Raw genomic sequence first — 12,616 nt, 5'->3', positions numbered from 1 at the left:
GCTTGGCGATATCCAGACCAATTGTGGTAATCTTCTCCATGGACGGCTCTCCCTTATGTGACTTTCGACAGCCACACTTTGGCACATTGCGATGCCGGGAGCGGAGGCCGTCCACCACATCAGGTCACCGCGTGAAAATCAACACTTTCGGGCGCCGATGGAAATCACCACCTCGTTCAGGTGCGAGATGTCTCCTCGCAAGGGCTTCTTACGGCGCAGTCGCTTTGCGTAGGCCGGACCGAATTTGCGGCCCATCGGATCATTTCATACGAGACAACAATTCCACGCGCCAATAGCATCTCCACAACCAGCCGCAGGCTCAGAGGGAACCTAAAATAGAGCCAGACTGCATGGGCGATGATCTGCGGCGGAAAGCAGTGATTCTTGTCGCTGACGGTGGGTTCACTCATCCTTGCCACACTATCCGCGAACCGTTAAGCCACAGACAACTCAGCGCCTCAGATCATCGAGAACGCCGCGTCGCTGCCGTGACAGCTGGCGCGATATCACCTTATCGGCTACCGCATAGCGATCTGCTACCTGTCCGCACCGGACTCTGTTTAGATCAAGGCGACGACACCCTTGGGCTGATGCGCTTCGCGAGTTCGACGCGCATCGGGAGGCGTCCAGTCTTTTGGCCGCAATTGCGGAGGATCAAAGGTCTTCACGGTCCTCTTCGAAGACAGCGCAGCGCTGATAGTCCGGCATCTGCGTTGGAGTGCACCGATTATGGCACGATCTCATAAGGCCTCGGCGGTGGCTGCCGGCAACTCTTTCATATCTGCAAGCGTCTCGGCACAGAGGTCGGCAGCTCCATCGACTTTTTCATCGAGGCCTGCAATCGTCATCCACCCACCTTTTTCTATAAAGTCGTTGCGTTGCCACGAAGAGGTTTCCTTCAGGGCAGCAAGATTCTTGGCGGCGTCTGTCCCGGTGACGAAGTTCTGAACACACATAGAGGCGACAAGCTCTGATGTCGCTTGTTTAGCAGCATTGCTTGCCATCACGGAAGCGCGCCCCCCGGTAGTCCAGCCGCCCATTGTAAAGCCAAGTACCATGGTTAGCACAGAAACCCCAATCATCGACCAGACCCAAAGTGTCTTTGTTGGTTTGTAGTTCCTCCAACGTATTGTGAATGTTTCGGTATCAGACATGATTATGTCCTTTCACTTCCCCATCCAGCAAAAAAGGGCCGCTCATTGTGTTCAGCCGTCTCCTTTTTCACCGCCGCGCTAGGAGTGATAACGATGCGCCGCTTAGGGAATGTGGTTGAATTGGGGCAATTAGAACAAACTTCCAGTAAACATGATGTGATATCCATTGCGCACTTGATTGCTGATGATTGTAAGAAAAGTCAGAAAGGGGGTGTTGTCACATAAACCACGCGTCAGTGAGTTGGGCATAGAGATGGTGTGGCAGATAAACCGACAAATGCCCCACGTCAGGCACTGGCTTGTGGTATCGCCATGGAACCCCGCCAGGCCAATTCGCTGCGTGCTGGTTCGAGATCCGACAGGCTGCCGCGAACTGCAGGCGTTCATGAGCACCAATACCGACCTCGAACCAAGCCAAATCATCGCCCTTTGCGTTCGGCGCTGGCAGTCGGAGGTCACCTTCGCCGAAACTCGTGCGCATCTTCGCATGGAAACCCAGCGCCAGTGGAATGACAACGCCATCCTGCGCACAACACTGTCGCTCCCGGGGCTCTACAATCTCGTGACAGTGTGGGCGGGTGATGTTCGAAGCCAAGCAACTCGACCTCACGCGGACGCTTGGTCGGTGCCGTTCGCCTGGTTTTGTGAAGCGACGATCCTTATCGAAACGGCCGTCAACCCCGAAATGCATATAACACCACCCGCGCAGCTCGCTTGGCGCAGGCGCCCTGCTTCGCCACATAATGTCCAAAGTCGAGCTAAGCATTGGGAATAACCTTGAATTAAATCGTCTCGATAGCCATTTGCATTTGGTTGTCTTCTGTTGGACGTCGCCCTTGTTTAGTCAAGGCGGTGAAAGGCGAGATACGCCGGGCAAAGACCCGAGCAAGTCAGGCTCGAGCCTCACGGCGCGCAGTGGCCGATGACCAAGCCGTACGGAAGTTCGGTGCGTGTTCCAACTAACCGTTGGAACGGCGTACATAGGCTTCGACATATGCACAGCGTCGGACCGTTTACATCGACCTGAACGCCGTCGGGCCATGCAGCACTGATGTGCGAATGCCACCTCGGAACCCGCGTTCGCCCCGTGGCCTCAAGTAAGCGGAGGGAAGCAGGGAGGATACCACAATGCCATCGCAAAATAGTGACGGCGGGCGGGGCGGCCCTTGGGGCCGTCCGGCCGAGGACAGGGCCAATTTCGAAGATTTTGTTCGACAGACGCGGGATCGGCTTGAGCCGATTATGCCGGGCGGAAGCCCGCGCGGAGTTATGATCCTTGCTGGAGTCGCGCTCGTCGCGCTGCTGGCCTGGACCGCCCTTTATACTGTACCCAGCGATTCTGTAGCAGTCGTGCAACGGTTCGGCAGGTATCTCAAGGACGTTCCATCTGGCTTACATTTAAAGCTGCCGATGGGTATCGACGCGGCAACTATCGTTCCCGTCAAACGGCAATTGAAGCAGGAATTCGGCTTCACGACCCCGGGTGCCGCTGATCCGTATCAAAGCCCGCAGCTGCAGGAGGCAACCCGAGAAACCCAAATGGTGACTGGCGATCTGAATGCTGCACTGGTGGAATGGGTCGTGCAGTACCGCATCTCGGATCCGGTAAAGTTCCTTTTCGAGGTTCGCGAGCCGAGTGGAACCCTTCGCTCTGTTTCCGAGTCCGTCATGCGGGAAGTCGTTGGCGATCGCACGGTGGACGAGGTGATCACCATCGGCCGCCAGGAAATCGAGTCTGAAGCGTTGACCAAGATGCAGGCGCTTTCGACCAAATATGCCATGGGCATCAGCATCGATCAGGTGCAATTGAAGAATATCAATCCGCCCGAGCCAGTGCAGGAATCGTTCAATGAGGTGAACCAAGCCCAACAGGAGAAGGAAAAACTCATCAACGAGGCACGGCGCGATTACAACAGAGTGATCCCGCTGGCTGAGGGAGAGAAGGATCAGCGCATCCGCGAGGCGGATGGCTATCGTCTCAAGCGAGTAAATGAAGCAGAGGGCGATGCCGCCCGGTTTTCGGCTTTGTTGGCCGAGTATAGCAACGCTCCGGAAGTCACGCGCCGCCGAATCTATATCGAGACCCTGCAGAAGATCATGCCGGGACTACGTTCTAAGATCATTGTCGATGAGCAGACACGCAGCATTCTGCCGCTACTGAATCTCGACTCTCAAATGGAGAAAAAGCCATGAACAGGGCTGCTCAAATGGGTATCCTGGCGGCTCTGGTTGCTGGCACCTACGTAGCGATGAGCTCGCTCTATACCGTGAGCGAAGTCGAGCAGGCGATTATCACGCAGTTCGGCAAGCCGGTGGGTGCGCCCGTAACGAGCGCCGGCCTCAAATTCAAGGTTCCTTTCATCCAGGTCGTTAATCCGATTGATAAGCGGGTTCTCGAGTGGGATGGCAACCCGTCGGACATGCCCACCAAGGATAAGCTCTACATCTCGGTAGATCTTTTCGCCCGGTGGCGGATCACAGACCCGCTCCAATACTTCTTGCGGCTCCGCGACGAGCGCAGCGCCCAGTCACGCCTCGATGATATTTTCGGTAGTGAGACCCGCAATGCGGTCGCCAAGCACGAGCTGATCGAGATCATTCGCACCACCAAAGGCCGCATTCCCCTGCGCGATGCTCTTCTGACGGAAGCAGAACGCGAGCAGGATATCGGGTCGCTCGTGCCAATCCAGAAGGGGCGCGCTATGGTCGAGCATGAGATATTTGCCGCCGCTGCCGAGAAAGTCCACGTGTTTGGTATCGAACTGCTCGATATACGATTTAAGCGAATCAACTATAACGAAAGCGTCCGACCCAAAATCTACGATCGAATGGTCAGCGAGCGCCGCCAGATTGCGGAGCGTTTCTTATCAGAGGGGAATGGCGAGGCTGCCCGAATTCGCGGTAACCGCGTACGTGACTTGAACAAGATCCAGTCCGAAGCCTATCGCCAAGTCGAAGAGATCAGGGGACTTGCCGATGCGAACGCCGCCGCAATCTATGCGAGAGCGTACAACAAAAGCGCCGAGTCAGTCGCGTTTTACGAATTCACGCGAACTATGCAATCCTACGAGTCGATTATTTCCGAAAACACGACGCTTGTCCTTTCCACGGATAGTGACGTTTTCAAGTTCCTGAAAGGTATGCACTCCGGTCAAGCCGAAGAGCCCTCGGATGCAGGCGTCGCGTCCTCTTCGAATACCGCTCCATGAGCTCGGTATTATTTGTCGTCGCTAGGCACACCATCATTCCGATGGTGCGGCGTCCCGTAGCTTATATTCTTTACCAGTTCGATTTTTTTCAGGTAGGGGATAATGTCGGGCTCCAGGCGCGAGACGTCGCCAAAGGATGACGAATTTCTTTGCTGCCTGCTCGCTTATGCCGTGATTTGCGTAAGGCTCGCTAAGGTGCTGTCGGCCGTCAAGATTTTCCACCACACACTCTCTTTCTCTTCCTTCGGGTCCAACAAGATCCTCGGAGCCCTGATCATTTCGGCCGCGTCCGGCAATGCAGTTTTCGACCTGCTGGTCAGATCGACATGCCATCGCATGAGACGATGTCGTCGGCAAGCCGAATCCTCCCTGTTCGCGGCAGCCGGCTGCGCTGCAGCGCAAGGACCGTTCAAGGTCATTTTTTGGGGATGATCGGAGAAGGGATGTCAACCATTTCGACGTGAAACCCGAATCCGCTTATCTGACATGGTCGCTTATGCACCGAAGCTATTCAGGCTGGAAATTGGCCCAGTCACGCGATTTCCATACACCAACTCGCTGAATTCACTGAGGAATACGTAGCCGCGAGCACTGGCTGGATGATTGCAGTCGCAGTGTCGGGCGGGACTTGCGGTGTTCGGCACCGGCAACTCGGTCACGCCCCGACGCAGCTCACGCGCGCCGGTCAGGTAGAAATTGCGCCATGGCTCCGACTCAGACTGCACAACTGCTCGTAAGTGTCTGCCAGGAGTTGTTTGGCGGCGACGTTGTTGGCGTCGGCGAAAACCACGGCAAGGTGCAAGACCGTTCCAGCTACTGAAGAACCACCATGAACGCTTGCGGCGGAGCGACATCTGGCGGTGGCGGTGTCACCTTGTTTCGCCAGTGAGCGAAGAGGCGTGCTGCCGGTCACGGTGTTCGCATGGGAGTGGAGCGACCTATCCACGGCACGGCGCCTGTTGCCGGCAATGCGTGCTCGCGCAAAAGTGCTTCGATCTGTTGATAAACTCTGGCAGATTTCGCCATGACGAGTGTAAGGTTTTATTAGGAACCCTCGTTATTTGGGGGAGGCTGGGGAATGAAACGTCGCCAAGGTATTCGTGAGTCCTATCTTTCCATAGCGTGGCTCACCTGTGTAATGGTTCTCGTCGTAGCGGGTACTTTCCTCATGATGATGAGATCCTGTGGGCCGCTTATGATGGCGAGCATCGCCTACCCGGAAACCCGATGATCAGTCCTCGGTTGGCAAGAATAGTCATCCTGCTGAATATTGCGTTTTGCCCCTTTCGAGTAGCCTGTGCCGCCAAGTTACGATGCGCGAGCATAATGTCTCATTGCCTAGCTTGGAAACCAAGTCTGGTGCGACAGATCACTTTTGAGGCCCATCCGAGACGGGCGCTTTATGAAAAGGAGCTCCTTCGAGCCGGATCCAGCCGCAAAGGCCGGCAAAAAGGACTTGTTGCAAAGAGCCGGATTGCCGGTCACCGAGGATGAGCCGCTCGCCGCGATGGACATCACATTCGCATTGGGCGTTGCAGGATCCGAGGCGGCGCTCTTCGAATTAATAGTGGCATCAAAGGCATTGGTCGCTTGCGCGATTACCGCTCCTGGAGAAGCAACCCCCCGTTCGCGCCGAAGTGGCCAGGCCGGAAGTGTAGCGACATGGATCCTTGTACAATGGATCGGCGCGCCGGGCATAGGATCCAGGTATTATTGGCGCTCGACAAGTTCGAGACCGCTAAATCAGCATGGCGGCTGACGTGGGCCGACAGACTACCGTGCAGGCGTGGCTTCAGCGCACGTGCAGCGGCATTTATGACCATTGACGAAATGGCCGTTGCCCATAGCTACATCCTCCGGTGCTGTCGCGATGACCAATCTACCGGAAGAAGGACGCCGTATCGGACCCTTGGCGTGCGATAATGGCGTTACATATCATTCTGACGAATATCATTGCGCCGCTGTTCGCCTTCAGCTTGTCGTTGATGTGGAAGGCGTGGAACGAACGGGCGGCAGCGGCTTCTCTGGTTCGCCACAGTGGTGCAGCTTGTCGCCCTGTGGGGCTGGCATACGCCGGCACTGCTCAATCAGGCGATCCAGTCGCATTCAACTCACCTGCTGATGCAGACCAGTCTCTTCCTAGGCGCCTTCTTTTTCTGGGCCGCTATTGCCGGCTTCGACAGGGATCAACGTTGGAAGCCGATCATCGCGCTCCTTATGACGAGCAAGCTCTTCTGTCTGCTCGCGGTCCTTTTCGTGTTGTTTCCTCGCAATGCTTTATCAAGGAGCGGCAGACCCGCCGCATCATGCGGGAAAGCTCCTCGAATTCGCGCTCGCCGACCAGCAGCTGGCCGGACTGATCATGCCGATCGCTTGTCCCATGACGTATGTTCTGGCCGGTATTGTCATTACCGGCCGGCGGGTCTTCGACATGGAAGGTGCCTCTAACGCTGCAAAGCCTCTCCTCAAGACGGGGGCTTAGGCGTGGATCTCAGGAAACTTGAATGGGAGGTGGTGACAGCGGTGCTCGGCACTACCGCCGGCGTTCTGGTTCTCGTCGGCGCCGTATTCGTATGGTCGGGTGTCTACAATATCGCGGAATCAGAGATCATCTAAGCGCAACGACCTGGCTGCTGCAAAAGGTGCGCGAGCAATCGATCGCCACGCAAAGCTCCGGAATCGACCCGGCGCCTCTCGACGACGATGGAAGCGTACGGCTTGGAGCATCCCACTATGAGGGAGGATGTGTTCCTTGTCACAACCGCCCCGGACAAGGAATCAATCCGATTGTCAGCGGCATGTTGCCGTCGCCGCCGGACCTTGCTCAAACAATCAGGCGCCGAGAGCCCCAAGAGATCTTTTGTCAAACATGGCATGAAACGCGCAGGAATGCCTGCATGGCCGAGTGCAGCAAGGGACGATGAGGTCTGGGCACTGACGGCTTTCCTTAGCCAATTGCCTTCCCGGCAGCAGAACTATCTTGAGCTTGCCGGCGTTGATCGGGTTTCGGCGGGCCGGGGGGACAAAGGCATTGGCAACGCAGACGCTTTTACCCTGTGTGCCCGCTGGCATGAGGGCAGGGGTATGGGGACAAACGGCGATCGCATTCCGCAATTTGCGGGCTTGCCGGAAGAGTACTTGCTGCGAAGCCTGCGGGAGTATTCTCAAAGGGTGAGGGCCAGCGGCGTCATGGAGCCGGTGGCGGATCTGCTGGACGAGCAGATGCGGCAGCTTGCATCCTATTACTCCGGCCTTCCGCCGGATGGCAATCGCGTGGCTGCTGAATCCGATCCGGCGAGGCTCCGCCATGGCGCCGCGATTGCTTCGAGGGGAGCCCCGGAAAATGACATTCCCGCCTGCATGAGCTGCCACTCCGAGGCGCAGTCGCCGCGATTCGCGCCCCTGGCCGGCCAACATGCAGACCACATCGCCGAACAATTGAGACTTTGGCAGCGTGGCGGCGCGCCCGGACAGCCTATGGTCGTATCATGGCTCCAATAGCGCGGTTGATGAGCGAACAGCAAATCACAGATGTTGTAGTCTATTTCGCTTCGCTGTCGCCTACTCGCAAGAAGGCGGCCTCATTTGCGGAGGTGCGGCCATAAAGGGGATCGCTATCGAAAATGACCCTTCGTTGCCGTGACTTGCAGGTGACGCTTGGGCGTATTCAGCGCGTGTTGATCACCTGCAAGATCTGATACGCGCGATTGCTGCCATCGAGGCTGCGGTGGAGAAATCATGTGCGCCGAGGGAAGGTGCACTTATACAGGTGCCACGTCAGGGGGAAAGTAGCCTGTCTTTCGGACGGCGTTGAAGGTGCAAGCGGAAAGCCAGGCATCTACTGGGGAGGCAACTCCCCCGGATGAATTATAGGCATCGTTCCGACATCAGGCGGCGGTTCAACCATTTCAGAGTCACCGGCACGCGGTGGCTTTAGTGCTCCCCCGCATTCGTCGAGTTTTTCCGAAAGAGACTTCTGCCCCCTATCAGCATCGGAATTTGCGCGACAATCATTCCCGCTGTCAAGGCTGCTTTCGGCGCCGGACGACGGCCCTGCCGTCGCAATCAATGCAGCGAACGCAAGCAGCGGCGCCGTAACGGAATATCCAAGTCTGCTATGGATCATCTGAATTGCTCCTTGACCTAAAGCGCCCGGACTATTCCCGCCACATTGTGTGGATGGAGCCCAGAGCGAACATCTCTGACCAAAACAGGGCGCCCGGGGATTGGTTCCAATCCAGTCTTCACGTCCAAGTGAACGCGTGCGGTGCGGGTTTTTGCCGATTTGCGGAACAGCTGGCTTTGCGGGTCGTTAGCTTGAGAAGGAAGAAGGAACGGGACGAATGCAACGGTCAAAACAACACAAGTCCTCATCAATCGCCAACATCACCGGTACGCGCTCAAGGAATGAGCGGCGACACGGCTCAGCGTGATGCTTGCGCCTTTATCGAACTTGCCCAGCACAAAAGGTCCCGTGCCCATGGCCGCCTTGCCGGTATTGAAGTCGTCAATCAAGGGCCAAGCGCCGGTAACGCCACATTTATTTGCGAGGTCTAAGCTGATCTTGCCGTGATCGACGATCCGGTCGCTGAGGATCGCGATCTCGGACAGAAGTTCCGGCAAAAGCGGCTCTACCGCCTTGCTCGAGCAGCAACTCCGCGGCGGCAAGGTCGCGTGGATCCGATCATCCTTGCCTGGGAATCCGACCGCACCCTACATCGATCGAAAGCATCCAGAAATCGACCTTCTTCAGATGCGAGGAAATCTTTTCGCGTGTCGTCGACGCCGCTCCTGTTCGCCGATAGCTGCCGCACCCGACACGATCCGCATTACGTCGTCGCTTACAATTGCTCGTCCTCAAGGGGTTGAACCAGAGGCCTGGCATGCGGTATGTCATGACATGACATAATTCGATTCGGAAGCCTAATCCGTCATCATGCCCAACCCCTTCCATCCGACCTGTCCCCTGGAAGACGATGTGCTGGCCGACCGGCTTGGTCTCACGACAAGAGAGTTTCAGCGTTACCGCAGCCAGGGCCTCGTGACCGTTTCCATCACTGAAGCGGAGGGGGAGCGTATGGTCAAAGTCACCTGCCAGATCGGAAACCGAATTTGGGAAGGCCTGGTACAGTGCGGCCGGATTGCTTTCGAAGAGGTCAGATTTCTGCGCGGCGTCCGCTCACGAAGCTCTGCTCGTTGACGCGTTCGCCGTCGACGCTCGATACCGATTCCATGCTACAAACCAAGAGGAAATTTATGAAGAGACTCGCGTTCTTAGTTGTCGCAGCATTGAGCCAGGTTGGTGTCGTTGAGGCGGCGCCGAAAATGATCATCCAGACCGGAGATTGGAGTGTCTACTCCTACGACAGAAATGGCCGGCCGACCTGCTACGCGCTTTCCGTTCCGAAAGAAGCCAAGCCGGCAGATGTTGATCACGGACAAAATTACTTTCTGATCGCGCCCGCCGAAAAAGGAGGACACAGTGAGCCGGAAGCAATTATGGGTTACGATCTGAAGGCGGGATCGACGGTTCAGGTCTCCGTTGGCGATCAAACCTTCCGGATGTTCACTAAAGACAAAAAGGCGTGGGTGAACGACATGGCTCGTGAGCCGGAACTGGTCAAGGCCTTCCGCGCGGGCAGCCGAATGATCCTCGAGGCGATATCCGCGCGGGGCACCCACACCGCCTACACCTATTCGCTCAACGGCGTCACCGCCGCACTAGACCGCGTCGCCCTGTGCAAATGAGGCGGACCGAAGTGCTTGCTGTTCATTGTCAGTCGATCCCAAAAGCAGCCTTGCGCTCGGGCGTCGCGACATGTGTGATGCGACGCCTGTGAGTTCTGCCGCGCCCGGAAAGAAGCCTATCGATTTCGGATTGGGAACGGCCACAACCGTTTCAGGAGTCGTTCCGCTTCGTTTCGATGGGTATCGTAGCGTGGTCGTAAGCTGTCGACATCTTAGGAGGGATCCGCCCGCTATCTTATTCATCGCTGCTCCGCTGCGCGTCGTCATAAACGGTTGATTTGACGACCATCCAGATGGCCATCGCCACCATCATCAGGTTTTCGGTCAACGAGATGAACCCAAGCGGCACGTTGCTGTCGCCGCCGACGCAGGCGCACTTCAATTCTCGCTTCTCGATATAGACCGCCTGGAACACGGACCACGCTCCCATGGTGCCGATGAACAACGCGACCGGCGTTGAGCTCCAGACGAGAGCCCCAGAAACCATGAGAACGCCGGCGAGGGCCTCTCCGACCGGATAGAGATAGGCATATCGGACCGAGCGTCGCGCCAGCAGGTCATAGCCTAGAACATATTAGAAAAGCTCTCAAGATCGCGGAGCTTCAGGATCGCCATGACGCACATGCTGAAGGCGATGAACCACTCGAGCGTCCGGATGGTCGCCACTGTTCCCGCGGCCCAGTTCGCCGCAACGGACATCGACGCGGTCATGGCGAAACCGGCAACGACCGGCTTCTAGGATGTCGCGTTCGGATCCCTGACATTCTTGCCGAAAAAGCGACGCAGATCGTCGTTCCCGCCGATCCGCCGGCCGCCGATGAAGGTTTGCGGGGTCGTATCGACACCGTGTTCCCGTTGAAACCTGTCCGTCTCCTCGCGGGTCTCGAGCCTGTGGTCTTCGACCTCGAACCCTTGGCGCTTCAAGAGGTCGAGCGACTTCAATCCGAATGGGCAGAGGTGATCTTTCATCGCCATCCGATAGAGGACGGCGTTCTTTCTCGGTGCTGCCATCGATATGGGCTGCTCCTTGGTTGCGCCGTTACTGCGATACGGCCGCCACTTTCCGTCTGTCCCGCAACTCAGCGTCTTCGTGCGCCGCCCAGCGGGCGAAGTTTTCCAAAGACTCGGTCCGGGGGATCGGAATGCCGAATAGCAACTTCCAATAGCCGACGACTCCGTTTTCGATCCTGGAAACATAACGGCGCCGACTCGCATTTCGCGGCACATACGCCTGCGGGCTTGATGAGCTACCGCTGCATCTCATGACTCCTTCTTGCAGGCGTAATGAGCAGGATGCTCGGCGGTTCCGACCCTAGGTCGAAATATCACGTGATGACCTATACGACAGCCTTCAAAGGAAAAAGACGACGTAGATTGTCCCGCCCCAGATCCCGGCGATGAACAGGGCGACAGCCGCCAAAAAGAGCTTTGTATCCATGGCGCGAAAAGCCTGTTCATATACGCGAGGTGAAAGAAGATGATTCGGACGGCGGGCGGTCAGTTCACTGCCTGGGTCGACTGGGCTTGCGATATCTCAGGCGGCATCTCGTTCGGAATGGACGCCAAGGCGAACATCACAGCGACATAGCCGGCGAATACAGCGGAAATGAAGGCGGCTTTGGTCATCGTCACGTCCCTTTGTATCATGTGGTGACATTCTTTAACGGCTTCGCCATATTGTCAATCCTGAATGCAGGATGAACAAAAGGGAGATACGATGGCTGGGGAAAGGATTTGATCGTGGAGGATGAGCCCTTGCTGGCGACAGATGTTCGGGAGATCGTATTCAATCTCGGCTACGAGACGTCCGGGATCGCCGACAGCTTCGAAACCGCGCAGCAGCTGGCTCCGTTCAGCACCATCGCACTGGTCGACGTCAATCTCAGAGACGGAGCGACCGGCCCGCGCATAGGGCAGTATCTGGCCAGCGAGTTCGGGATCGCGGTCGTCATGATGACCGCGAACCCCGAGGCTATCCGAGAAGACCTCCCGAAAGTTGTCGGGTTGATATCCAAGCCGGTCCATCCTGCCTTGATCAGGAACGTGCTTGAATATCTTGGAAGCCTTCGGGATGGAGGGAGCGGCCTACCGCCAAGGGGAATGCGGCTCTTCGCTTGATGGACACGGGGCAGGGGGACATCATGATCGACAGACGTGCCGAGTTGGGCCTTCGGGTCGGCCGGCTGGAGACCATACTTATCGACCACGGGATGCTTGACGAGAGCGGACAGCCTGCAATCAATGGCGAATCGAACTTTCCGAAAGAGCTAGAGGACGCCCTGGACGGGTTCATCGAGAACCCCGTCGAGTTGGTCGGCCTCTTGAAGATATGCAGGGATGCGCGCGACGGACGGCCGTTATCGCCCGCGGTCCTCAGTGCGGCGCATCTGATGGCTCGCGAGGTTATTCAAGCGTTGCAGAGCGCCGAAACGCCCGACGAACGCTAGGAGAGCAAACGGCCCGCCCGAAATCATTTCGGACGGGCCTCGCGCTGACCGGCCAACT

At 57.1% G+C, this 12,616-nt stretch carries 12 protein-coding genes and 2 pseudogenes; 9 read left to right on the top strand and 5 right to left on the bottom strand.

Annotated elements, in window-relative coordinates:
• Window positions 1-144: 144 nt before the first annotated feature.
• Both HGP14_RS32695 and HGP14_RS32690 read right to left on the bottom strand, forming a co-directional pair.
• Window positions 145-410 (bottom strand): annotated as a pseudogene (locus HGP14_RS32695) (IS6 family transposase); the annotation flags it as partial.
• A gap of 330 nt (window positions 411-740) precedes the next feature.
• A complete protein-coding gene (locus HGP14_RS32690) occupies window positions 741-1,154 on the bottom strand; it encodes a hypothetical protein (RefSeq protein ID WP_168833961.1) in 414 nt (137 codons plus the stop codon).
• Between the two features lie 385 nt (window positions 1,155-1,539).
• On the opposite strand from HGP14_RS32690, the gene HGP14_RS32685 reads away from it, so the two are divergent.
• The 6 genes from HGP14_RS32685 to HGP14_RS36020 all read left to right on the top strand — a co-directional run bounded on the left by HGP14_RS32685 (window position 1,540) and on the right by HGP14_RS36020 (window position 7,864).
• A complete protein-coding gene (locus HGP14_RS32685; RefSeq protein WP_246704726.1) occupies window positions 1,540-1,929 on the top strand; it encodes a hypothetical protein in 390 nt (129 codons plus the stop codon).
• A gap of 494 nt (window positions 1,930-2,423) precedes the next feature.
• On the top strand, window positions 2,424-3,347 hold the full coding sequence (gene hflK / locus HGP14_RS32680; RefSeq protein WP_205927434.1) for an FtsH protease activity modulator HflK: 924 nt from the start codon (window positions 2,424-2,426) through the stop codon (window positions 3,345-3,347).
• Entirely contained in the window at window positions 3,344-4,363 is a 1,020-nt protein-coding gene (hflC, locus tag HGP14_RS32675; protein WP_205927433.1) for a protease modulator HflC, read from the top strand. The genes hflK and hflC overlap by 4 nt, the downstream gene beginning before the upstream one ends.
• Before the next feature lie 2,037 nt (window positions 4,364-6,400).
• The gene (locus HGP14_RS32670; protein ID WP_168833959.1) at window positions 6,401-6,811 is read left to right on the top strand and encodes a cytochrome c oxidase assembly protein; all 411 of its coding nucleotides are present in this window, start codon (window positions 6,401-6,403) and stop codon (window positions 6,809-6,811) included.
• Window positions 6,812-6,847: 36 nt separating this feature from the next.
• Window positions 6,848-6,979, top strand: a complete 132-nt coding sequence (locus HGP14_RS36375; protein ID WP_281408149.1) for a hypothetical protein — start codon at window positions 6,848-6,850, stop codon at window positions 6,977-6,979.
• A gap of 273 nt (window positions 6,980-7,252) precedes the next feature.
• Complete coding sequence (locus HGP14_RS36020) at window positions 7,253-7,864, top strand: hypothetical protein (protein ID WP_246704724.1); 612 nt, start codon at window positions 7,253-7,255, stop codon at window positions 7,862-7,864.
• An 885-nt stretch (window positions 7,865-8,749) separates the two neighbouring features.
• On the opposite strand, the gene HGP14_RS32660 is transcribed toward HGP14_RS36020, so the two are convergent.
• Window positions 8,750-8,986: a hypothetical protein gene (locus HGP14_RS32660; RefSeq protein WP_168833958.1), complete on the bottom strand. Its 237-nt coding sequence runs from the start codon at window positions 8,984-8,986 to the stop codon at window positions 8,750-8,752.
• Window positions 8,987-9,619: 633 nt separating this feature from the next.
• Here HGP14_RS32660 and HGP14_RS32655 point away from each other — a divergent pair.
• On the top strand, window positions 9,620-10,111 hold the full coding sequence (locus tag HGP14_RS32655) for an invasion associated locus B family protein (RefSeq protein ID WP_168833957.1): 492 nt from the start codon (window positions 9,620-9,622) through the stop codon (window positions 10,109-10,111).
• Window positions 10,112-10,346: 235 nt separating this feature from the next.
• Here HGP14_RS32655 and HGP14_RS32650 read toward each other — a convergent pair.
• Window positions 10,347-11,122, bottom strand: a pseudogene (locus HGP14_RS32650) (MauE/DoxX family redox-associated membrane protein).
• Window positions 11,123-11,608: 486 nt separating this feature from the next.
• Window positions 11,609-11,737, bottom strand: a complete 129-nt coding sequence (locus tag HGP14_RS36370) for a hypothetical protein (protein ID WP_281408148.1) — start codon at window positions 11,735-11,737, stop codon at window positions 11,609-11,611.
• A gap of 114 nt (window positions 11,738-11,851) precedes the next feature.
• Between HGP14_RS36370 and HGP14_RS32645 the strand changes: the two genes are divergently transcribed.
• Together HGP14_RS32645 and HGP14_RS32640 are read left to right on the top strand one after the other, a co-directional pair.
• A complete protein-coding gene (locus HGP14_RS32645) occupies window positions 11,852-12,229 on the top strand; it encodes a response regulator (protein WP_312862243.1) in 378 nt (125 codons plus the stop codon).
• 23 nt (window positions 12,230-12,252) lie between these two features.
• Window positions 12,253-12,558: a hypothetical protein gene (locus HGP14_RS32640; protein ID WP_168833955.1), complete on the top strand. Its 306-nt coding sequence runs from the start codon at window positions 12,253-12,255 to the stop codon at window positions 12,556-12,558.
• Window positions 12,559-12,616: the final 58 nt, after the last annotated feature.

This window comes from Rhizobium sp. P32RR-XVIII, assembly GCF_012641395.1.
Taxonomy (GTDB): Bacteria; Pseudomonadota; Alphaproteobacteria; order Rhizobiales; family Rhizobiaceae; genus Rhizobium.
This window is presented reverse-complemented; position numbering and strand designations above follow the sequence as displayed.